18 protein-coding genes are annotated in these 21075 nt (G+C 75.1%); 8 read left to right on the forward strand and 10 right to left on the reverse strand.

All coding sequences use genetic code 11. The features are described 5' to 3' along the window. Positions 1 to 157: 157 nt before the first annotated feature. The gene (locus tag ACFVNO_RS13875) at positions 158 to 1120 is read right to left on the reverse strand and encodes a helix-turn-helix transcriptional regulator (RefSeq protein ID WP_378892425.1); all 963 of its coding nucleotides are present in this window, start codon (positions 1118 to 1120) and stop codon (positions 158 to 160) included. Between the two features lie 82 nt (positions 1121 to 1202). Between ACFVNO_RS13875 and ACFVNO_RS13880 the strand changes: the two genes are divergently transcribed. Further along, positions 1203 to 2354: an epoxide hydrolase family protein gene (locus tag ACFVNO_RS13880; RefSeq protein WP_378892428.1), complete on the forward strand. Its 1152-nt coding sequence runs from the start codon at positions 1203 to 1205 to the stop codon at positions 2352 to 2354. A gap of 14 nt (positions 2355 to 2368) precedes the next feature. Here the strand turns inward: ACFVNO_RS13880 and ACFVNO_RS13885 are convergent, their stop codons facing one another. Further along, positions 2369 to 2752 carry a hypothetical protein gene (locus tag ACFVNO_RS13885; protein ID WP_355269901.1) on the reverse strand — a complete coding sequence of 128 codons (384 nt, stop codon included), beginning with the start codon at positions 2750 to 2752 and terminating at the stop codon, positions 2369 to 2371. 317 nt (positions 2753 to 3069) lie between these two features. Further along, entirely contained in the window at positions 3070 to 3855 is a 786-nt protein-coding gene (locus ACFVNO_RS13890; protein WP_355269899.1) for an alpha/beta hydrolase, read from the reverse strand. An 88-nt stretch (positions 3856 to 3943) separates the two neighbouring features. On the opposite strand from ACFVNO_RS13890, the gene ACFVNO_RS13895 reads away from it, so the two are divergent. Further along, complete coding sequence (locus tag ACFVNO_RS13895) at positions 3944 to 4864, forward strand: ADP-ribosylglycohydrolase family protein (protein WP_378892432.1); 921 nt, start codon at positions 3944 to 3946, stop codon at positions 4862 to 4864. Positions 4865 to 5048: 184 nt separating this feature from the next. On the opposite strand, the gene ACFVNO_RS13900 is transcribed toward ACFVNO_RS13895, so the two are convergent. The 3 genes from ACFVNO_RS13900 to ACFVNO_RS13910 form a co-directional block, all read right to left on the reverse strand. After that, positions 5049 to 6437 carry a dihydrolipoyl dehydrogenase family protein gene (locus ACFVNO_RS13900; protein ID WP_378892435.1) on the reverse strand — a complete coding sequence of 463 codons (1389 nt, stop codon included), beginning with the start codon at positions 6435 to 6437 and terminating at the stop codon, positions 5049 to 5051. A gap of 153 nt (positions 6438 to 6590) precedes the next feature. After that, positions 6591 to 8129, reverse strand: a complete 1539-nt coding sequence (locus ACFVNO_RS13905) for an alkaline phosphatase D family protein (protein WP_355269893.1) — start codon at positions 8127 to 8129, stop codon at positions 6591 to 6593. A 163-nt stretch (positions 8130 to 8292) separates the two neighbouring features. After that, positions 8293 to 9492: a serine/threonine-protein kinase gene (locus ACFVNO_RS13910; RefSeq protein ID WP_355269891.1), complete on the reverse strand. Its 1200-nt coding sequence runs from the start codon at positions 9490 to 9492 to the stop codon at positions 8293 to 8295. 457 nt (positions 9493 to 9949) lie between these two features. Here ACFVNO_RS13910 and ACFVNO_RS13915 point away from each other — a divergent pair, with 457 nt between their 5' ends. Both ACFVNO_RS13915 and ACFVNO_RS13920 read left to right on the forward strand, forming a co-directional pair. Continuing rightward, the gene (locus ACFVNO_RS13915; protein WP_355269889.1) at positions 9950 to 11191 is read left to right on the forward strand and encodes a hypothetical protein; all 1242 of its coding nucleotides are present in this window, start codon (positions 9950 to 9952) and stop codon (positions 11189 to 11191) included. Continuing rightward, a complete protein-coding gene (locus ACFVNO_RS13920) occupies positions 11163 to 11939 on the forward strand; it encodes a hypothetical protein (protein ID WP_355269887.1) in 777 nt (258 codons plus the stop codon). The genes ACFVNO_RS13915 and ACFVNO_RS13920 overlap by 29 nt, the downstream gene beginning before the upstream one ends. 237 nt (positions 11940 to 12176) lie before the next feature. On the opposite strand, the gene ACFVNO_RS13925 is transcribed toward ACFVNO_RS13920, so the two are convergent. Next, complete coding sequence (locus ACFVNO_RS13925) at positions 12177 to 13226, reverse strand: ferric reductase-like transmembrane domain-containing protein (RefSeq protein ID WP_355269885.1); 1050 nt, start codon at positions 13224 to 13226, stop codon at positions 12177 to 12179. A 271-nt stretch (positions 13227 to 13497) separates the two neighbouring features. On the opposite strand from ACFVNO_RS13925, the gene ACFVNO_RS13930 reads away from it, so the two are divergent. The 3 genes from ACFVNO_RS13930 (at position 13498) to ACFVNO_RS13940 (ending at position 16297) form a co-directional block, all read left to right on the forward strand. Beyond that, entirely contained in the window at positions 13498 to 13905 is a 408-nt protein-coding gene (locus ACFVNO_RS13930) for a hypothetical protein (RefSeq protein ID WP_355269883.1), read from the forward strand. Positions 13906 to 14228: 323 nt separating this feature from the next. Then, on the forward strand, positions 14229 to 14792 hold the full coding sequence (locus tag ACFVNO_RS13935; protein ID WP_355269881.1) for a hemerythrin domain-containing protein: 564 nt from the start codon (positions 14229 to 14231) through the stop codon (positions 14790 to 14792). Positions 14793 to 15019: 227 nt separating this feature from the next. Next, a complete protein-coding gene (locus ACFVNO_RS13940; RefSeq protein WP_378892447.1) occupies positions 15020 to 16297 on the forward strand; it encodes an MFS transporter in 1278 nt (425 codons plus the stop codon). Between the two features lie 91 nt (positions 16298 to 16388). On the opposite strand, the gene ACFVNO_RS13945 is transcribed toward ACFVNO_RS13940, so the two are convergent. Next, positions 16389 to 17240: a helix-turn-helix transcriptional regulator gene (locus ACFVNO_RS13945; RefSeq protein ID WP_355269878.1), complete on the reverse strand. Its 852-nt coding sequence runs from the start codon at positions 17238 to 17240 to the stop codon at positions 16389 to 16391. A gap of 171 nt (positions 17241 to 17411) precedes the next feature. Here ACFVNO_RS13945 and ACFVNO_RS13950 point away from each other — a divergent pair, with 171 nt between their 5' ends. Then, positions 17412 to 18422: an SDR family NAD(P)-dependent oxidoreductase gene (locus ACFVNO_RS13950; RefSeq protein WP_355269876.1), complete on the forward strand. Its 1011-nt coding sequence runs from the start codon at positions 17412 to 17414 to the stop codon at positions 18420 to 18422. Positions 18423 to 18511: 89 nt separating this feature from the next. Here the strand turns inward: ACFVNO_RS13950 and ACFVNO_RS13955 are convergent, their stop codons facing one another. Together ACFVNO_RS13955 and ACFVNO_RS13960 are read right to left on the reverse strand one after the other, a co-directional pair. Then, positions 18512 to 19831 (reverse strand): tetratricopeptide repeat protein, encoded by a 1320-nt coding sequence (locus tag ACFVNO_RS13955; RefSeq protein WP_378892451.1) that lies wholly within the window; start codon positions 19829 to 19831, stop codon positions 18512 to 18514. Positions 19832 to 20136: 305 nt separating this feature from the next. Further along, positions 20137 to 20913: an AAA family ATPase gene (locus ACFVNO_RS13960; RefSeq protein WP_378892454.1), complete on the reverse strand. Its 777-nt coding sequence runs from the start codon at positions 20911 to 20913 to the stop codon at positions 20137 to 20139. Positions 20914 to 21075: the final 162 nt, after the last annotated feature.

The raw sequence follows: 21075 nt of genomic DNA on the forward strand, positions 1-21075 counted from the left end.
CAAAAACACCCCGCCCCCCTTCTCATGGGGCCCGCGGGGCGCCCGGGGGGGGCCCCCCGGGGGGCGCCCCCGGGGGGGGGCCCCGCCGGGGGGGGGCGCGCCCCGGGGGGGCCGCCCGCGCCCGGCGTCGGTCCTCGTTCTCACTTCAGGGACGCCCTCACCCCGGGGAGCCCGCGACCGCCCGGGCGTAGCGCTCGGACAGCGCGCGCAGCAGCGGCACCAGTTCGGCGGGGGACTCCACGGTGAAGTCCATGCCGAGCATGCCCGCGTACACGGCGACCGTGTCCAGGCTGTCGGCGCCGGTGACCAGCACCGAGATCCCCCCGTCCACCGGTTCGACCACCCCCACCGCCGGGTTGATGCGCTCCAGCACCCGCTCCGCCGACGCGTGGACCCGCAGCCGCGCGTGCACCTTCCACCCCTGCGACGCGATCGTCCGCATCGCGAACGCCGTGTGGTCGCCGCCGGGAGGCGGCACCGGGTCGAAGCGCCGCCCGGTCGGCGTCCGCGGCTCCATCCGGTCGACCCGGTAGGTCGACCACGCCCCGTCGCGCGGGTCGCGGGCGACCAGGTGCCAGCGGCGCTGCCAGGCCAGCAGCCGGTACGGCTCCACCAGCCGGGGGTCGCCCCCGTAGTCGAACCGCAGCCACTCGCCGTCGCGGACGGCGCGCGCCACCGCCCGCAGCACCCCCGGGTCGACCTCCGGGTCGGGCGCGTCGGTGGCGGTGTTCTCCGGGGCGTGCTCGATCGCCCCGTGCAGCGCGTCGACCGTCGGGCGCAGCCGCGACGGCAGCACCTGTTCGAGTTTGGCGAGCGCCCGGCCGCCCGACTCGGCGACCCCCGAGACGCCCGCCGCCGCACGGAGGCCGACGGCCACGGCGACCGCCTCCTCGTCGTCGAGCAGCAGCGGGGGCATCCGGCCGCCCGGTCCGAGCCGGTACCCGCCCGCCGAGCCGCGGGACGCCTCCACCGGGTAGCCGAGACCGCGCAGCCGGTCGACGTCCTTGCGGACGGTGCGGCCGCTGACCCCGAGCCGCTCGGCGAGTTCGGGGCCGGACCGGTCGGGCCGCGACTGCAACAGGGACAGCAGGGCCAGGAGCCTGGCCGCCGTGTCGGACATCCGGTACCCCCGGGGATTTTTTCACAGGCCGTATGTTCAAAGAGGAACGGAACGTTCCTGATAGGACCGTAGCGTCGGAGACATGGAGAACACCAGCGCTTCCGCCGCCACCGACATCCGACCCTTCACCGTCGCGGTCACCGACGCCGAACTCGCCGACCTGCACGAGCGGCTCGCCCGCACCCGGCTGCCCCAGCCCTCCCCGGCCGACGACTGGGAGACCGGGACCCCCAACGCCTACCTGCGCGAGGCCGTCGCCGCCTGGCGGAACTTCGACTGGCGCGCCGCCGAGGCGCGCATCAACGCCGTCCCGCACTTCACCACCGGTATCGACGGCCAGGACATCCACTTCGTCCACGTCCGCTCACCGCACGCCGGCGCCACGCCCCTGCTGCTCGCGCACACCTACCCCGGCTCCTCGGTCGACTACCTCGACCTCATCGACGCCCTCACCGACCCCGTCGCCCACGGCGGCCGCGCCGAGGACGCCTTCCACCTGGTCATCCCGGACGCGCCCGGCTACGGCTTCTCCCAGCCGCTCGCCTCCGGGGGATGGACCACCGCCCGCGTCGCCGCCGCCTACGACACCCTGATGCGCCGGCTCGGCTACGAGCGCTACGGCGTGCACGGCTCCGACAACGGCGCGATGGTCGCCCGGGAGCTGGGACTGCTGGAGCCCGACGGGTTCCTGGGCCTGCACGTGCTGCAGCTCTTCTCGTTCCCCTCGGGCGACCCCGCCGAGTTCGAGCGCATGGAGCCGCGGGACCACGCCGGCCTGGAGCACATGCGGTGGTTCCAGTCGGTGGGCGGCTACAACACGATGAACGCCTCGCGGCCGCAGACCGTCGCGGTCGGCCTCAGCGACTCGCCGGTGGGCCTGCTCGCCTACAGCGAGCTGTTCAACTCCTTCGGCAACGGCACCTCGCTGGTGCCGCTGGAGAAGATCCTCCTGGAGGTGAGCGTGAACTGGTTCGCCAACGCCGCCTCCGGGATGGGCCGCTCCTACTTCGAGAACGCGCGGGCCCAGGACGGGCCGCGCGTGAACAGGGCGCCCACGGGCGTCGCGGTCTTCGCCGACGACTTCCAGACCATCCGGGTCCTCGCCGAGCGCGACAACTCCGCCATCGTGCACTGGAGCCGGTTCGACAGGGGCGGCCACTTCGCCGCCCTGGAGGTGCCCGACGTCCTCGCCGCCGACATCCGCGCCTTCTTCGCCGCGCTCCGCACCCCCTGAACCCCGGCCACGGGTCAGAGGTCGGGCCGCACCCACCGGCGCAGCGCGTCGAGTGTGGTGTCCGGCGAGGTGTTGAAGCAGAACACCACGCCCGGGACGAGGGAGGTGATCAGGTTGACCACCCGCTCGAACAGCAGCGTGTGCTCCGGGGCCATGCGCAGCCCCGCGCCGATCATCACGACGCGGACGGGCCGGCCGTCCAGGCACGCGCGGAGCGCGGCCTCGGCCTCGTCGGGGTCGGCGGTGACCTGGCAGGTGACGACGTCGAACCCGGCGTCGCGCACGGCCCTGTCGCCCTCGGCGATCCTGGCCCGCAGCATCTCCTCGGTGACACCCGGGTACCGGTCGAAGTCGACCGTGCTCGGGTGCAGACCCACCGACAGGACGGCTTCGCTCACCGTGTTCCCCTTCCGTGCCCCGCACGCCGTCGCCCGCGCACCGCGCGGGGACGACCGGCCCCGGACGGGGCGCGGCTGTAGCGTAGCCGCCGCGGCCCCGTGTTCCAAGGGGGGTGACCGCGGCGTGCGCACACCGCCGCCGCGGCCCGCGGCACCCGGACCGCGCGGGGACCGCGGGCCCTCGGCCGGGGGACCGCGCACTCCGGCGGAGACCGCCCGGCGCCGGGCCGGTGGGCGGGGACCGGCCCGCGCCGATACGCCGCGCGGCACCGGCCGGGCCCGCCCGCACCTCCGTGCCGCGCGGAGGGGGAACCCGGTCAGGGAACGGTGCGCATCCGCCGGAGCCAGTCGGCGACCAGCGCCGCGACGAGCGCCGACCGGTCCAGGTGCACGTTGTGCCCGGCGGCGTCGAGCACGGCGAACGCCGCACGCGGGTAGTGCTCCACCCGCGCCCACGCGTCGCGGTAGCCGACCACCTGGTCCTGGCGGCCGGTGACGAACAGGGACGGCCGTGTGAACGGCTCCGGCGCCTCCTCCTCGGGCTCCCGGTCCAGGGCGTAGCGCCGGGCGATGCGCTCCAGCGCCGCCCCGTCGGCGGAGCGCAGCCCGGGGAGGGCGTGCTCGGCGAACGCCCGCGCGTTGTCGGCCGACTGCACCACCGCCATCTCGGCGTACTCCCCGCCCGCCCCGCCCAGGCCCGCGACCGCCGCCGGGTCCTCCACGAGCACGGTGCGCGCGGGCACGTCCCGTTCCGCGTGGTCGGCGACGAACACCGCGGCCAGCACCGCCAGGCCCAGGACCCGCGGCCGCAGGTCGTGGGCGACCCGGCGGGCGACCATGCCGCCGAAGGAGTTGCCCACGAGCGCGAACGGCTCCGAGCCCAGCCGCCGCCCGATCTCGTCCTCCACGGCGGCGACCACGTCCTCGGTGCCCGCGGCCGCCCCGGCCGGCGTGCCGGCGGTCCCGGGCAGGTCGACGTACAGCCGCCGCCACCCGCCCTGCGCCTCGAAGACCGGGTCCAGGGGGAGCAGGAGCCGGTGGTCGACCCCGAAACCGTGCAGCAGGACGACCGGCGTGCCCGATCCGCGTTCGATGACGTGCATGCGCCGAGGCTAGCGCCCGGCCCGGGCGGCGCGGCCGCCGAGGTACCGGGCATGATGGGGGCGGCGACACGGCGGACGGAGGCGGCGGATGCCGGAGCAGCGGATCGGGCGGGCCGTGCGGAGCCTGGGCGGGCTCGCGCTCGGGGACGCCTTCGGCGACCGGTACTTCCTCCCGCCGGACGAGGCGGAGCAGGCGGTCGGCCGGCGGCGGTGGCCGGCCGAGCCCGTCTGGCCCTGGACCGACGACACCGCCATGGCGCTCTCCGTGCTCGCCGTGCTCATCGGGCACGGGCGGATCGACCAGGACGCCCTCGCCGCGGACTTCGCCGCCCGGTACGACCCGGGCCGCGGCTACGGGCCGTCGATGAACCGGCTGCTGCGCCGGATCGCCGACGGGGAGCCGTGGCGCCCGGCCGCCGCCGGGCAGTTCGGCGGCGAGGGCTCCCACGGCAACGGCGCCGCCATGCGGGTGGCCCCGCTGGGCGCCTACTTCGCCGACGACCTCGACCGCGTCGCCGAGGAGGCGGCCCTGTCCGCCACGGTGACCCACACCCACTCCGAGGCCGTCGCCGGCGCGGTCGCGGTGGCCTTGGCCGCCGCCCTGGCGGCGCGCCACCGCGAAGACCCCGCGCCCGACCGCGCGGGTTTCCTCCGCGCGGTCGCCGGACGGCTCGAACCCTCCCGGGTGCGCTCGGGCCTGGAGCGGGCGGCCCGGCTGGCGCCGGGCACCGCGCCCGAGCACGCGGCCGCGATGCTGGGCAACGGCACCCTCATGTCGGCCCAGGACACCGTGCCGTTCGCGCTCTGGGCGGCCGCGGGCCATCCGGACGACCTGGCCGAGGCGCTCTGGACGACGGTGGCGGGCCTGGGCGACCGGGACACCACCTGCGCGATCGCCGGGGGCGTCGTGGCGGCCCGCACCGGTGTGGCCGGTGCGCCGGAGCCGTGGTGGGCGAGCCGCGAGCCCCTGCCGGCCTGGGCCGCCGCCCTCGAGGACGCCGGCGCCTGACGGGCCTGCGCCCGGTCCCAGCGGACGCGGTACTCCCGCTCCGTGGTCAGGTCGCTTTCCAGCAGGGCGAGCCCGTGCGGCTCCTTCTCGTCGATCGGCCGGAAGGAGACCGGCGGTCCGCCGGCGTCCCGGTACCGCTCCGCCCCGCAGGCGCCCCGGGCCGGGCCCGGGGCGCCTGCGGGGGTCAGACGCCCAGGGCGTCGAACAGGTGCAGCCAGACCTCGCTGCGCGTGGGGAACGCCGGGACCGCGTGCCGCAGCCTGCGCACCGGCACCTCCCCGACGATCGCGATCGTCGCCGACTGGAGCATGTCGGCCACGCCCGTCCCCGTGATGGTGGCGCCCACCAGCACCTCCGCGTCCTCGTCGACGAGGAACCGGGCCGTGCCCCGGGTGGCGCCGGTGAACGCCCCGCCCGCGTTCCCGTCCGTCGGCACATCGACCACGCGCACCCGCAGCCCCGCCTCCCGCGCGCTGGCCGCCGTGTGCCCCACCGAGGCCACCTGCGGCTCGGTGAAGACCACCCGCGGCGCGCCGGGGCCGTCCGCCAGGTGCTCCACCACGATGTCGGAGCCCAGGACGTCGGCGGCCGCGACCGCCGCCTGGTACTTGGCCATGTGCGTGAACAGGGCGCGCCCGTTGAGGTCGCCGATCACGTAGAGCCACTCCAGGCCGGGCACCCGCATCCGTTCGTCGACCTTGACGAACCCCTCGGTCTCGACGCCGACCTCCGCCAGCCCCAGCCCGGCGCTCTGGGGCACCCGGCCGGCGGCCACCAGCACCTCGTCGGCGTGCAGCTCCGCGCCGTCGTCCAGGACCACGGTCACCCGCTCGCCCTCGCGGCGCACGGACACCGCCCGCCGCCCCGTGCGCAGGTCCACGCCCTGCTCCACCAGGGACGCGCCGACCTGCTCGCCGACGAACGCCTCCTCGCGGGGCAGCAGCCCCCGGTTCCCGGCCACCAGGGTCACCGCGGCGCCCAGCGACCGGTAGGCCTGGCTCATCTCGGTGCCCACGACCCCGCCGCCGATCACGACCAGCGACCCCGGGACCTCCCGGGCGGTCGTGGCCTCCCGGTTGGTCCAGGGCCGGGCGTCGGCGAGCCCGTCGATCGGCGGCAGCGCCGCCCGGGTGCCCCCGGCCAGGATCACCGCGCGCCGGGCCCGCAGCACCGTGTCGCCGACCGCGACCCGCCGGTCGCCGACCAGCCGCCCCCGCCCGCGGAACAGCGTGATCCCGTGCTCCTCCAGCCACGGCAGCTGGCCGTCGTCGCGCAGTCCGCCGTCCTCTCCGCGCCCGCCGATGATCTCGTCCCGGCGGCGCAGAACGGCGCCGACGTCCACCGGCCCGGTCACCGCGGCCGCGGCCCCCGGCACCCGGCGGGCCTCGATCAGCAGCTCGCCCGGGCGCAGCAGGGCCTTCGACGGCATGCAGGCGTAGTACGAGCACTCCCCGCCGACCTTGTCGGCCTCCACGATCGCGACGCTCAGCCCGGCGTCGGCGAGTCTTCCGGCGGCGACCTCGCCACCGGGCCCGGCCCCTACCACCACCGCGTCGAATTCGGTCTCGTCCATGCCCGCCCCGTCCGTGTCCGCCGTCGTCCTGTGCGCCGGTCGCTCCACCCTCTCACCACCGGGCCGCCGCCCGGGAGGTGCGCGGCCGATTTCCGCGCCGGCGGCGGATCCGGCCCCGCCCCGGAGCAGGGCCGGGGCCGGGACCGGTCGGCGTCAGCGGCCCTCGGGGGTGAGGGTCCGCGTCCAGAGGGAGTCCCCGTTGGCGTCCCGCAGGAAGACGGTGAGCTCCTTGCTCCCGCGGTCGATCTCGATCTCGCCGAAGTGCTGGTAGCCGTCGAGCGGCGAGGTGTTCGCCACGGGCGGGGCGTGCTGGAACACCACCTCGGGCCCGAAGGTGGGGTCGAGCGCGTTGGGCCCGAACGCGCCGGCGTGCAGTGGCCCGGACACGAACTCCCAGAACGGGGTGAACTCGCGGCTGCTCGCGCGGTCGGGGGAGTAGTGGTGCGCGGCGGTGTAGTGGACGTCGGCCGTCACCCACACCACGTTCCGCGCGCCCCGGCGGTGCAGGCCGTGCAGCACCCCGTCGAGTTCGGCCTCGCGCCCGCGCGGTTCGCCGGGCAGGCCGTTGGCCACCGCCTCGATGCCCTCGCCGTCGCGCACGATCACGCCGAGCGGCATGTCGGAGGCGATCACCTTCCAGGTCGCGGTGGACGCCGAGACCTCCTCGACCAGCCAGCGCGCCTGGGCGGCCCCGAGGACGCGCTCGAAGGCGGCCGTCCCCGCCGAGTTGGCGTCCCGGTAGGGGCGCATGTCGATGACGAAGACGTCCAGGTCGGGGCCGTAGGACAGCTTGCGGTGGATCCTGCCGTCCACCGCCTCGGCCGGGACGATGGGCATCCACTCGTGGAAGGCCCGGTGGGCCCGCCGGGCCAGGAGGTCGACGTCGGTCTCGGTGTAGCGGGGGTCGTCCAGGATCTCGCCCGGGTACCAGTTGTTGACGACCTCGTGGTCGTCCCACTGCACGATCTGCGGGACCCGGGCGGCGAAGTCGCGCAGGGCCCCGTCGAGCAGGTTGTAGGCGTACTGGCCGCGGAACTGGGCCAGCGTCTGCGCGACCGCCGCCTTCTCCTCGGTGACCACGTTGCGCCACGTGCGCCCGTCGGGCAGCACGACGCTCTCCTGGAGCGGGCCGTCGGCGTAGACCGCGTCGCCCAGGTGGAGGAAGAAGTCCGGGTCGCGGTCGGCCATGGAGGCGAAGATCGGCATGCCGCCGATGTCGGGGTTGATGCCCCAGCCCTGGCCCGCGACGTCTCCGGAGAACACGAAGCGGATCGTGTCGCCCCCGCCGCCCCCGGGGGTGCGGAAGCCGCCTTCGAGGACCTCGCTGGAGTACCGCCCGTTCTCGGCGTGCACCCGCAGGTACACCTCCCGGCCCGGGGGGAGGCCGGTGATGCGGACCCGCCCCGTGCCGTCGGCGGCCGGGGTGAGCCGCGGCCCGCGGACCGTGCGCGCGTCGCGGAAGTCGGGCCGGGTGGCGACCTCGACCACCATCCGCGCGGGGCGGTCGGACCGCGTCCAGACCACGGCCCCGTCGGCGCGGGGGTCGCCGAGCTGGATGCCGTGCGTCAGCACCGGGCGGTTCCGGCCCTGGGCGAGGGCGGGCGCGGCCCCGCCCCCGGCCAGGAGCGCGCTCGCGGTGCCCGCGGCGCCCAGGCGGAGGGCGGACCGGCGCGAGAGGTGGGTGCGTACCATGGAGGCTCCTCGTTGTGGGGGAGTGGTCACCCACGGTTTCTATCCGGAACTTCCGTCCCCCGCCTGAACGAGAGCCGACACGCGGACGAATACGGCCCCGGGCGATCGCCCCGGGCCCGCGACCGCCAGCGGCCCGCAGGAGTTCGGAGGGCGGCTGGAGGCGCTACGCGAGCAGCACCGTGTTCCACACGGCGAAACCCGCGGCCACGGGCAGGAAGACCGACAGGAAGGTCGCCAGGACGACACGTACGGGCGGTCCGGCCCGGTCCCTCCAGCGCTGGAACATCGCCGCCAGGCCCAGGCACAACGCTGACAAAGCGGCGCCGACGGTGCCGATGAGATAAGCGCCCGCCCAGCCGCCCTCGGTGATGTACATGTAGCAGCCGAACGCGATACCGCCGATCCCCAACGTGAAAAGGCAGGCCGCGACGGCCAGGCGTCCCGCGCGGACGGACCGCGACGCCTGTACCGCCGGGGCCCGCAGGGTCGGGGTGTGCGGCGCGGGCGGTCCCGAGAGCGGCGGTACCGCGATCGTGGGCACGATGGTGTCGAGGAGGGCCGCGAGGCCGTCGATCGTCGGCCGGTCTTCGGGGCGCTTGGCGAGTAGGGAGGTGATGAGCGCGGCCAGTGCGGGGGCCGCCCGCCGCGGCGGGGGAGGGTCGTGCAGCACCACGGCGGCCATGGTGGCGGTGGCGGTCTCCCGGTGGAACGGGGAGACGCCTTCGACGGCTCTGTACAGGGTCGCGCCCAGGGAGAAGAGATCGGCGGAGATGTGCTCCCCGGCACCGTTGAGGCGCTCGGGGGCCATGTACTCGACGGAGCCGATCACCCCTCCGGTGGCGGTGAGGCGGGTGTCGGCCTCGTGCACGGAGATGCCGAAGTCGGCGAGCAGGACCTGTCCGTTCTCGGCGAGCATCACGTTCGCCGGTTTCAGGTCCCGGTGCACGATCCCGGCGGCCTCCGCGGCTCTGAGTGCCTCCAGCAGCGCCGAGGCCACCCGGGCGACCATCGCGGAGGGCAGCGCCCCCTCCTCGCGTAGGCGTTCCTCGAGCGAGCGCCCCCGGACCAGGCGCATCACGATCCACGGGACCCCGTCCTCGACGATCACGTCGTGGACCGCGACGACGTGCGGGTGGTCGCGCAGGCGGGCGGCGTTGCGGGCCTCGCGGGTGGCTCGGGCCACCTGTTCCCGGTGCTCCGCTGTTCCCGACCGCTGTGGCAGCAGGATCTCCTTGACCGCGACCTCGACCCCGAGGGCCTCGTCATGGGCCCTCCACACCCGCCCGAAGCCGCCGGACCCGAGCTGTTCGACCAGCCGGTACCGCCCGCCCACCGTCCGCTCCGGTGTCGCTCCTGCTTTCACGGCCCGGTCTCTCCCGTCGGCTCGCAACCCGCGATGATCCGGCCAAGAGCCTACGCAGCCGCCTTTCCGGGGGCAATGCGGAACCGTCCGCCCCACGGGCCGCCGCGGTCCGCAGCCGTCGGCGGCCTGTTCTCCCATAGTGCTGAGCGCGGGTGGCGCCGGGCGCCCTCGGTACAGCCGACGGGGCCGATCACATCACACCCCGGCTCAGGAGGTCTCGGCCTGGCCCCGGTCGCGGCCTCTCCGCGCGGCTTCGGGCCCCGGAACCACACCGGTCGGCTCCGTGCCCCGGTATGGCATAATCCGTTGTCCTCTGTTCGGCCCCGTGAGAGCATCGGGCCCCCATGGTCCGCCCCCTTTCCTCCACGTTCCTCCGTGGCAGGGGAAGGACCCGGGCCGCTCTCACGTCCACGGCTCCGAGCGATCCCTCGACATCAGCGAATGGCAGGTCCGTTTGATGCGCACGACAGGGCCGGGGGAGGCCCGACTCGAAGACGCGGACAACGTCCTGGTCGTCCCCGCCGCGTCGCGGGACGACGACCCGGCCGGGAACTTCTTCGGGACCGTGATCACGCCGGAGGACCTCGCCTCCGGGGCGTTCGACCCCGCGCGAAAGACCGTCTACCTGTACGGCGACGTGTCCGCCGCCGGCGCCGACCGGCTGCGGGAGGCGGACCGTGTGTTCGCCGTCCGGGACCCGGAGCGCGGTCGCCACGGGGACGCCGACGGGCCCTGGACCACCGTCGGCCCCGGCCGGGTCCCCGTCCGCGTGCACGGCGCCGGCGTGTACTACCGCCGCTTCTTCGACCCGGGCGCCGACCACTTCGGGCGGATCCGCGCGGAGCACGCGTTCCAGTCCCTGACGGAGTCCACCAAGCCGGGGACGGCCCACCGCAGCGGGATCTACCTGACACCCGTCACCGGGAGCGGCGACGAACTGCACTTCCGCCTGCTCCGGTGCTCCACGAACCTGTCGGGGCCGACCGAGGACTTCGGGCCGACCGACACGGCCGTCGTCGGGGCCCTGAACCGCGAGGCCGCCGCCGTCTTCCGGGGCCACGCGCCGCTCAACCACGTCCTCGCGCAGATCTACCACAACACCGCCGCCGCGGCCGGGCGCAAGCAGTCCAAGGCCAGGATCTCCTCCCACGCCGACAAGACCAAGGACATGCCCGTCAACGGGATCATGGCCTTCTGCACCTTCTACGACGGGCTCGACGGGTTGCGGCCCCTGGCCGGGGACGCCTTCGACCGCGGGGTGAAGACCACCAGCGGGCTGACGCGGCTCCGCTTCCGCCTCAAGGAGCCGGCCGCGGAACACGGCGGGGACGCGCTCCCGCCGCAGTTCACGCTGACCCTGTATCCCGGCTCCGTGTTCTTCATGCCGCTGTCCACCAACCGCCTGTACACGCACGAGATCCGGCCCTCGTCCCTGGACGCCGCCCTGCTCCCGACCCGCCTGGGGTACGTGGTGCGCTGTTCGGACACCGAGGCCGTCCACAGGGACGGCCGCACGTTCCTCAAGGCGCCCGGAGGCCCGGTGGCGCTGGAGCCGCCCACCCCGGAGGGCATGGACGAGCTGCGCAGGCTGTACGCCGAGGAGAACAGGACCTCGTCCTTCATCGACTACGGCGACCGGTTCCGCTTCAGTATGAACACGGGAGACTACCTTGCCCCCCGAATCCACGATCTCGGATGAGGTCGTCTCCTGCGCCCTTCCGGCGGGGGAGGACCTCTTCACCGAGCTGTCCGCGTCGGTCCGCTGGGAGGACCTGGGGAAGGGCCGGCGGGGCGCCGTGCTCGCCAGGGTCGACGAGGCGGGCGGGGTGCCCCTGGTGCGCACCACCACCCGGTACGGCCTCCCGGCGCAGCGCTTCCGGGAGGTGCACGAACGGCTGGCGCGACGGGTCCGCGAACGCGCGGCGGTCCCCGTCGGCTTCGACAACGCCCTCGTCGAGAGCTACACGAACGCCTACAGGACCATGGGCGCCCACTCCGACCAGGCCCTCGACCTGGCCGAGGGGTCGTTCATCGCCGTTCTCTCCTGCTACCGGGACCCCGGGGCGGGGCCGCTGAGGAAACTGGTCTTCGAGTCCAAGGGGGGCGGTGCCGAGAGGTTCGAGGTCCCCCTCGTCCACAACGGGATCGTCGCCTTCTCCGTCGCGTCGAACCGGCGCCTCAAGCACAGGATCGTGCTGGACGCGTCCGGCGGGACCGGGGACGGGGACGCCGAGTGGCTGGGGGTGACCTTCCGGACGTCGAAGACCCGCGTCCGCTTCCGCGACGGACACGCGTACCTCCCGCAGGGGGTCCGCCTCACGCCGGCCGACGAGGAGCAGAGGGTCGAGTTCTACCGGATGCGCCGCCGCGAGAACAACGAAACGGACTTCACCTACCCCCCGCTGGCGTACACCGTCAGCGAGAGCGACCTGATGCCGCCCGTGTGACCCCGGGCGCCCGGCCGGGAGGCCCCCGGCCGCATCCGGGTCTCCGGGGGAGCGCATCGACTCGGCCGGGAGGCCCCGGCCCGCGGCGGATCGCGCCCCGGGGGACGGCTGCGGGCACGTGCGGGGCCGCGTCCACCGTCCGCCGCCACCCGGCGGGCGCCCCGGACGCGGCGGCCGGACGGCTCCCGCGGCCCGCCCGGCACCGGCGGCCTCCGCCCCCGGTACCGGGCCGGGCCCTCACCCGGCGGGGGCGGCGGAGCGGTCCCGCCGTACGGCGAGGGCCACCGCGCCCATGACGGTCAGCAGGACCGCGAGGGCGCCCCACACCATCGGCTGCGTGACGAGCATGTCGCCGCCCTCGGCCCCGGGCGTCCGCCCGCCGTCGCGGCCGGTGACGGTGACCAGGAGGAGCACCACCACCCCGGCGGCCGTGACGACCCGTCCGGCGAGCCGGAGCAGGGGGCCGGGGCGGCGCAGATCCTTCACCGCGAGCCGCTCCTCCCGGCGCAGCGGCGCCAGCAGGCGGGCCAGCAGCAGGAGGGCCACGGGCAGCTGGAGCGCCCACACGGCGGTGCGGAACCAGCCGTCGAACCACACGTTGGTGCCGTACAGCAGGGTGTGCCACACACTGAGGGCGTACACCACGATGACGAACCGGTGGAGCACCCGCCACAGCCGGGTCCCGGTCCAGGAGCGCACGTAGAACGACAGCCCCAGCGGGACCGCCAGGTAGAGGGCGATGAGGCCGAGCAGGATCGCGACACGGCCGGTGCCCGAGTCGTACCCGCCCGGGACGAACACGTCCACGAACGCCGACCAGAGCAGGGCGGCGGTCCCCAGGCCGTCGGCGTTCTCCCGCAGGAGTTCGAGGAAGAAGGCCAGGGCGTGCGCGAACATCAGCCCGATGGTGGTGATGGACGTGACCCGGTGCCACCGTTCGATCCGGGCGTGCGAGACCACCGTCCACCGCCCCGGCGCGGTCGCGCGCAGCAGCCCGAGCATGACGGTGATCCACGCCCACAGCAGCCCCGACCAGCCGAAGGCCTGGCACAGCCAGTAGAGCAGGTAGCGGTCGGCGTCGGCGAGGTACGGCATCACGGCGAGGGTCTGGGAGGTCCCCTCGACGATGCGGTGCCGCAGGAGGGCGAAGACGGCGGCGGTGACCGCCAGGGCGACCGACGCGTCCAGGAGGAGGTGGCGCAGGTCGGTGCGCAGGGTGCGGACGTCCACGCGCGCGGGGGCCGCGGCGGCGGTCGGGGACGGCCCGGGGGAGGAGGGCGAGGGCATGGGGGTTCCTTGTTCCGATCGGCGGGTGACCATCAGAACACCTTCCGTGCCGGTTGCCCAGACCCCTACGGGCGCGCGAACGGCCGCCGTGCGGGAAGGCGCGGGGCGGAGGCGCCGTGCCCGGGACCGGCGCGCCGCCGTGGGGCCGGTCGGCCCCCCGCGGTGCCCGTCGGCGCCGCCTTCGAGGGGCTCACCGCCGTCCACCGGCGGAACGTCCCGGCTCCGCGCCGCACGGGGCGCAATGTCCCCGTGGGAGTGCACACTCGGTGCCATGGCGACCGATCCCGTACTCCACAGCGTCCGCGACTACTACTGGGGCTGCATCTACTGCGAAGGCCCCGGGGAGTACACGGGCGACTACGGGCACCTCACCGGTGGCGGCCCCTTCTTCGCCGTGGAGGACCAGGTCACCATCGAGGTCGTCAACAGCCGCATGGTGGAGCCCGAGGACGCCGACGTCGAGCTGAACGTCCACGTCCGCACCGCTCCCGTGGCCTCGGCCGACCACGCGTCGGTCATCGTCCTGCGCTCCGGGGTGCTCTCGATCGGGGACGCCGACCACTTCGACGAGATCCCCCTGCGCCCCGGGCGCTGGCTGGTGCAGGTCGACCTGGACTCCCGAGGGCCGGACGGCGCCCGGTGGGTGAACGTCCACCTCTCTCCTGAGGACGCCCCGTAGGAGCGCGGCCCCACCGCCCGGCCGGGCGCCCGCCTGTGCACGGGCGCCCGCGGCTCGGCCCGCTCGCCCACGGCACCCCGCGGACCGCTTCGCGGGGCACGGGACCCGACCGCGGCGTCCGTCGAACGGGAGATCCCGGGGACACGCGCGCACATCAGGGCCGGTGAGGTCACAGACTGGTAACGTCTGACCTCCGTTGCCACGTGTGACGACCGGGTCGGCGAGGCCCGGGCGCAGCCGGACGTGCACGGTACCGGCGCGCCACCCGAGGGCGGAGCCGCCCGAACACCGGTCGTCGATGTCCGTGACCCGAGGGAGAGACCATGACCGCGGAAACGCAGGAACCCGACCTCATCGATGTCATCATCTCCGACCACCGCCGGGTCGAGCAGATCTTCACCGAGCTGGAGAACTCCTCTTCCCCCCAGGTGCGCAAGCAGCTGACCGAACACGTGATCACCGAGCTGGTGAGGCACTCCGTCGCCGAGGAACAGCACATGTACCCGGCGGCGCGCCGGGTACTGGAGGACGGCGACCGGCTCGTCGACCACGAGCTCCGGGAGCACGCCGAGGCCGAACAGGTGATGAAGGACCTGGAGGGCCTGGAGGCCGACGATCCCGAGTTCCAGCGGCTGCTGGACGAGCTGATCGCGGACATCCGCCACCACATCGACGAGGAGGAGAAGGACCTGCTGCCGCGGCTGCGCGCCGCGTGCACCCGGGAGGAGCTGCGCGACCTGGGGGCCAAGGTGGTCAAGGCCAAGGAGTGGGCGCCCACGCGCCCCCATCCCAGCGCCCCGGACACCCCGCCCGCCAACCGGATCCTGGCCCCGGGAGCCGGGCTCATCGACCGTATGCGCGACGCGCTCTCGGGCCGCCGTTCCTGAACACCCGCCGACACCCGTCGCGCGGTCCGGGCGCGGGCCGCCGCGGGCCCGCCCCGCCCGCGCGGCCGGACGCCGGAACCGCCGCTCCCGGGCGCGTCCGCGGGGGCGGCTCCTTCCCTTACCCTTGTCGGGTCGTCCCGGGGCCTCGGCCGCCGCCCGTGCCGGCGGCGCGGGCCGGGCGACGGCCCCCACCACGTCCCCGAACCCCTCCGGAACCCCCGACCAGAATGAGCGAAGTGCCCCCCACCCCCTCCGCACCGGCACGGCGGCCGCGTCCGCTGGGCCGCGACTTCTCCCTGCTCTGGGGGGCCTCCGGCAGCGCGAACCTCGCGGACGGGCTCGTCCGGGTCGCGCTGCCCCTGGTCGCGGTCGAGCTGACCCGGTCCCCGGCACTGGTCGCCGGGGTCTCGGTCACCACCACCCTGGCCTGGCTCGTCACGGGCCTCCCCGCCGGAGCGCTCGGCGACCGGCTGGACCGGCGGACCATCGCCCTGTGCGCCGCCGCCCTGCGGACGGTCCTGCTGGGAGCGGTCGGCGTCCTCCTGCTCACCGACCACCTCACCCTGGCGGTGCTGTTCGCCGCGGCCTTCCTCCTCGGGGTCGGCGAGGCCTTCTTCGACACCTCCACCCCGGCCATGGTCCCCGGGGTGGTGCCCCGGGAGGAGCTCTCCCGCGCGCACGGCCGCCGGCACGCCGTGTCCCTGGCCGGGAACGAGCTGGTCGGACCGGCCGCGGGCGGAACCCTGTTCGCGCTCTCCAAGGCCGCGCCGCTGCTGGTGTCCACGGCGTGCCACGCCCTGTCCGCGCTCCTGCTCTGGCGCGTGCGCGTCGGTCCCCGCAGGCCGCCGGGACCGGCGGGTGAGCGCACCGCCCTGTTCACCGAGATACGGCAGGGGCTGGTCCTGCTGGTCCGCAGCCGCCGCATCGCCGTCGTCGCGCTCTGGGGCGGGGTGGCGAATTTCGCGGGGAGCCTCACCTTCGCCGTGCTCGCCCTGTACCTGGTCGCGCCCGGACCGGTGGGGCTGGACACCTGGGGCTTCGGCCTGCTCATGGCGTCGTTGGGGGTCGGCGGCCTGGTCGGGGCCTCGCTCACGGGCCGGCTGGCGGCGCGTGTGGGCGAGCTCCGCCTCCTCACGCTCTCCTGCGCGTTCATGGCCGTGGACAGCGTCGTGCTCGTCCTGACCACCCAGGTCTGGGCGATCTCCGCCGGCCTGATGGCGGGGTCGGCCTCCGCCGCGGTCTTCGGCGTCATGGCGATCACGGCCCTGCAACGCGCGACCCCCGACAGCCACCTGTCGCGGGTGTCGGCGGGCAACCAGCTGGTGATGACGGGGGGCACCGCGCTGGGCGGGATGGCCGCGGGCGCCCTGGGGGAGCTGACCGGCGACCTGCGGTTCGGGTTCGCCGCGGCGGCGGTGCTCCTGCTGCTGTCGACCCTGATGCGCGCCGCGATGCCCGCCTCCGAGGAGCCCCCGGAGGGCGGCGCCACCGGCACGGGCGGCTGACCGCCGAGGGGCCTTCCGCGCTCCGGGGTAGGGCGGCCCTCCGGCGGCGGATCAGGGTGCCCCTCGCACCGCCGCGCGCATCCGGCGCGGTTCAGTACAGGGCCGAGCCGTCGAACCGCTGCACTCCGATCACCGCGAGCAGTTCGAGTTTCTCGCGCGCGTCCGTGCCCTCGGTCGGGAAGAAGGCGCGCATCCTGATGTCGTTCTCGGTCGTGAGAACGTCTTCGCAGGTCAACTGCAACGCGCCCACGTTCGGCACGAGGAACGTCTTCCGGTCGAACCGCCGCACGCCGACGTCGTGCGCCTCCCACAGCGCCCGGAACTCGTCGCTCGCCCCGCCGAGCAGCCGGACGAGCTCCCGCACGTCGTGGTCACCGCCGCGGCGCGAGGCCGTGCCGCGCAGCCCGGCGACGTGCGCGGCCGAATGCAGCGGCCACTCCTCCTCGGGGAAGCGGGCCCGGGTGCCCGGTTCGGTGAACCACCGCCACGTGATGCTGGCGCGCACCCCGTCGGCCGGGGCCGCCGGCCCGGTGAGCGCCGTCGCCAGCGGGTTCTGCCAGAGCACGACCTCCAGGTCGGTGGCGATCACGACGGGGATGTCCGTGAGCCGATCGGCGATGCGCATCAGCCCCGGGCTGATGAAGCGCCCCGGCCGCCGCGCCGGCGGCGCCATCCCCGCCAGCCGGTAGAGGTAGTCGCGCTCGTCGAGGTCCAATCGGAGGGCCCGCGCGAGTGAGGCGATGATCGCCTCCGACGGGTTGGGGCCGCGGCCCTGCTCGATGCGCGAGTAGTAGTCGGCCGACATGCCGGCGGCCTGCGCCACCTCCTCCCGGCGCAGCCCGGGGGTGCGCCGCCGCACGCCCTCGGGCATCCCGAGGTCCGTCGGCCGCAGCGATTCGCGCCGACGCCGGAGGAAGGTGGCAAGGCCCTGTCGATCCGTCACCCCTCCAGTATCCGCGGTCGTGCCGCGGCCATCCAGGGACAGATGATCCGTGGACGAACCGTGCCTTCACCCCGGTGAGGCGAGAACGCACAGTGGATGCCGTCCACATCGACGGAACGGATCCCCATGGCGACATCCACGCCCCCTTCCACGCCTACGACAGGAGCAGAGATGACAGGTCGGCAGCACCCCATCGGCACCGGATTCACCCCGGCCTCGACGGCCGGGGAGGTGGCCGCCGGCATCGACCTGACCGGCCGGAACGTGATCGTGACGGGCGGCCACAACGGCCTCGGCCGGGAGGCGGTGCGCGTGCTCGGCGAGGCGGGCGCGTCGATCACCGTGGCCGCACGCGACCCCCGCCGGGCCGCGGAGTCGCTGCGGGGTGTCGAGCGCGTGGAGACGGCGCGGCTCGACCTGCTCGACCCCGCGTCGGTCGACGCGTTCGTCGCGGCCTACCTCGCCTCGGGCCGTGCGCTGCACATCCTGATCAACAACGCCGGCATCATGGCGGGCCCCCTCGTGCGCGACGCGCGGGGGTACGAGTCGCAGTTCGCGACGAACCACCTCGGCCACTTCCAGCTGACCACGGGACTGCTGCCCGCGCTGCGGGCGGCGGGCGGCGCCCGCGTCGTCAACATGACCTCGGGCGCGCACCGCCTCACGGGCGTCCGTTTCGACGATCCGCACTTCACCCGGGGCGACTACGACCCCCACATCGCCTACGGCCAGTCGAAGACGGCGAACGTGCTCACCGCGGTCGAGCTGGACCGCCGCTGGGCCGCCGACGGCATCCGCGGTTACGCCGTGCACCCGGGGATCATCCTGGGCACGTCGCTGGGCGCCTACCGTCCCGAGGGCGCCCCGGTCCCGGACGGGCTGCCCGAGGAGGTGCTGCGGGCCCAGGGGCTGATCGACGCCGACGGCGTACGGGTCAACGACCCCGAACGCGGACTCAAGAACATCGAGCAGGGCGCGAGCACGATGGTGTTCGCGGCGACGAGCCCCCTCCTCGCCTCCCTCGGCGGGGTCTACCTGAAGGACAACGACGTCTCGGCGGTCGACCCCGCCCCGGCGGACCCGCACTTCGACGGGCCGCCGCCCACCGACGTCGCCCCCCACGCCATCGACCCCGAGGCGGCGCTCCGGCTGTGGGGGCTCAGCGAGCGCCTGCTCGCCTGAGCGCGCGCCCGTACCGGGGGCGGGCGGGAAGGGAGCGTCCCTCCCCGCCCGCGTCCTGTGCCGGCGGCGCCGAGCGCGAGCCGACTGTTTCAGGAGGCCTTGCCGCGGACGATGTAGACGTTCATGCCGGTGAAGTCGAGGGTGATGTTGTAGGGCTTGAAAAAGGCGTGGGCGAACCAGCCCGTCGAGTCGATCCCGGTCCCGTAGGGCCAGGGCACGTTGACCGGCATGTCCGGGTTCGTCTCGCAGTAGACCTCCTCGGCGACGGCGTCGCCGAGGCGGATCTCCGCCGGGTAGCAGGGGTAGGTGACGGCCGGGTGGCCCTGGGCGCCGGTCTCGATCGGGCGGTCGCGGTCGGTGCGGACCCCCAGCTCCCGGGCCACGTCCCCGGGCATGCCCGCGACGGCCTCGCCGCGCCCGCCGAGGTTCACGCCCACCACGCGCGTGCCGGAGCCGGCGATACTCCCCTGGCTGTGCACGTAGTGGTCCCGGGCCAGCCACAGCGGCAGGGGCTCGGCGCCGGCCCGGGCCGCGGCGGCGCGCACCTCCTCGGCGGCTTCGGGGGTCGGGCGGCGCAGGATCAGCTCCCGGCCCCTGTAGTCGAAGGTGGTCAGCAGGTGGTAGAAGACCCAGGTGCCGATCATGCCGTCGTTGGCCGCGGGGGGCTCGCCGCCGGCCGGCTCCGACTCCGACCAGGCCACGGGCACGCCGCGCAGTTCGATGCCGCCCAGCCCGAAGGAGTCCAGCACCCCGTAGTACGACCACACGGTGCGGCCCTCGAACTCGCTCTTCTCCTGGTACACCGGGCGCACCCCGGCCTCCTCGGCGGCCCTCGCGGACAGGCCCAGCCAGGAGGCGCCGGTGTAGAACGTGAAGCGCTTCGGCGGTCCGCCGTTGAGCGAGGCCTCGATCTGCGGCTCCGGGTCCATCTGTGTCCACGGCACCCGGCCGACGTCGCCGTGGATCCGGTACGCGTCGTCGGGGACCGCCGCGAACCATTCGGCCATGGCGGTCTCGCCGGCCGCCCGCCAGCGCGGCACGGAGAGGGAGAACGCGTCCTGCCTGATGTGGCAGTCGGCCAGGAGCTCGTTGGTCTGCCTGTCCCCGGGGTCCAGGCGCAGGGCGGTCGTGAGGTACTCCTCCGCCTCGGGGAACCTGTTGCCCAGCAGCCCGATGTACCCGCGCTGCCGTGCGGCGTGCAGGTTCGCGGGATCCCTCCTCAGGATCTCCTCGTACGCGCGGCCGGCCCGCTCGAACCTCCCGGCCCTGAACAGCGCGTCCGCGTCACCGCCGCCGCCCTGGGCCCCGGCCGCCGTCGTGCCCAGCAGCGGTGCGGCCGCGGCGGCGCCGGCCACCACGGCCGCCCCCCGGAGCAGTGAGCGCCGGTCCCATCCTCTGGCCTCGGCCACGGTCTTCTCCCTGTCGTGATCGCCCTCCGGGGCCGGGAACCGGGCCCCCGGCGCGGACCGCTGTGGTCCGTGCCTCCAGCCAAGACCGCGGGGCGTTGCGGCGGCGTATCCGTTTTCCGATACGCCCCCGGTACACCCGTCCCGGCATCCTCGACAGGTCCGGCGGACCGGCGGACCGGCACCGGGGAGACCGGCGCGCGGCGCGGTGGGAGGGGCCCGCCGCCGGCGGCCGCGGCGCTCCGGCACGCCGGACCCGGGGCACGGGGGTACAGGAGCACAGGAGCACTGGGGATGAAGGCCCCGGCTCAGGGCAGGACCGGCTCCAGGCGGTGGGGGCACACGTCGGCGAAGCCGGTCCGGGGACCCTGCGGGTCGGGGGCCGCGCCGTCCCGGCCGCGGGTTCCGCCGCCGGTCCGGGTATCGGACATCACGGGCTCGGGCGGGACGGGGGGCGGCTCCGCCGAGGTGCACAGGGGGCCGCGGGCGTCCGGGCAGGGGCCGAAGCGGATCCAGGCCAGCTCCCGCGCCCGGCGCCGGTCGAGGACGAGCAGGCTGCGCACGCCCGGAGCGAAGGCCGCCGGCCCGCGCCGGGTGGCCGCCCGCAGCCGCCGCCAGCGCCGCGAATGCGCCCGGTGGCTGCGCTCGGTCACCCGCCGCCCCCGCGCGTCCTGCCCGGCCCGGGCCTCCCGCGGAGTGGCGTCGATCATCACCACGTGCAGCTCGTACCGGCGGAGCCGGCAGAGCAGGGCGAGCAGCACGCGGACCGGGCGCCGGGTCCCGCACTCGTGCAGGACCACCGGGCCGCCGCGCAGCGCCGCGGCCGTCCGGACCAGGTGCAGTACGTGCACCGTCCAGCGCCACAGCGGGTAGGGGATCCGGCTGAGCAGGGGGCCCAGCCGGTGCCGCGACTGGAGCGAGTCGATCACCCGCACGCCCTCCGCGGTGAGCACGGTGCGCTCCTGATCCTCGCGGAGCCCGAACAGCCGCCGCAGCAGGGTGCTCTTCCCGGCCCCGGGCACCCCGGTGACCAGGACCAGGGACCGCCTGGGGTAGACCACGCCGCGCACCGCCGGGTCGTTCACCGAGGCACCTACCGCGCCAGCCCTTGGAACATCTTCGACAGCTCCCCCAAGCCGACCTCGCGCCGGTGGTGCGCGGCTCCGCAGCGGCCGCGCCACCCATGCTTCGACGCTACCGGGCGTCGGCGCCTCTGGAAAACGCCGAGCCCTCCATCCGGCCGATGT

Origin of the sequence: Nocardiopsis sp. NPDC057823 (assembly GCF_042797335.1) — a bacterium.
Lineage (GTDB): Bacteria > Actinomycetota > Actinomycetes > Streptosporangiales > Streptosporangiaceae > Nocardiopsis > Nocardiopsis changdeensis.

Excerpts from the sequence above, each read along its gene's own strand:
- ACFVNO_RS13950 (WP_355269876.1), top strand. The coding sequence starts at position 17,412 with ATGACAGGTCGGCAGCACCCCATCGGCACCGGATTCACCCCGGCCTCG.
- ACFVNO_RS13895 (WP_378892432.1), top strand. The coding sequence starts at position 3,944 with ATGCCGGAGCAGCGGATCGGGCGGGCCGTGCGGAGCCTGGGCGGGCTC.
- ACFVNO_RS13930 (WP_355269883.1), top strand. The coding sequence starts at position 13,498 with ATGGCGACCGATCCCGTACTCCACAGCGTCCGCGACTACTACTGGGGC.
- ACFVNO_RS13880 (WP_378892428.1), top strand. The coding sequence starts at position 1,203 with ATGGAGAACACCAGCGCTTCCGCCGCCACCGACATCCGACCCTTCACC.
- ACFVNO_RS13935 (WP_355269881.1), top strand. The coding sequence starts at position 14,229 with ATGACCGCGGAAACGCAGGAACCCGACCTCATCGATGTCATCATCTCC.
- ACFVNO_RS13905 (WP_355269893.1), bottom strand. The coding sequence starts at position 8,129 with ATGGTACGCACCCACCTCTCGCGCCGGTCCGCCCTCCGCCTGGGCGCC.
- ACFVNO_RS13890 (WP_355269899.1), bottom strand. The coding sequence starts at position 3,855 with ATGCACGTCATCGAACGCGGATCGGGCACGCCGGTCGTCCTGCTGCAC.
- ACFVNO_RS13925 (WP_355269885.1), bottom strand. The coding sequence starts at position 13,226 with ATGCCCTCGCCCTCCTCCCCCGGGCCGTCCCCGACCGCCGCCGCGGCC.
- ACFVNO_RS13900 (WP_378892435.1), bottom strand. The coding sequence starts at position 6,437 with ATGGACGAGACCGAATTCGACGCGGTGGTGGTAGGGGCCGGGCCCGGT.
- ACFVNO_RS13875 (WP_378892425.1), bottom strand. The coding sequence starts at position 1,120 with ATGTCCGACACGGCGGCCAGGCTCCTGGCCCTGCTGTCCCTGTTGCAG.
- ACFVNO_RS13940 (WP_378892447.1), top strand. The coding sequence starts at position 15,020 with ATGAGCGAAGTGCCCCCCACCCCCTCCGCACCGGCACGGCGGCCGCGT.
- ACFVNO_RS13915 (WP_355269889.1), top strand. The coding sequence starts at position 9,950 with ATGCGCACGACAGGGCCGGGGGAGGCCCGACTCGAAGACGCGGACAAC.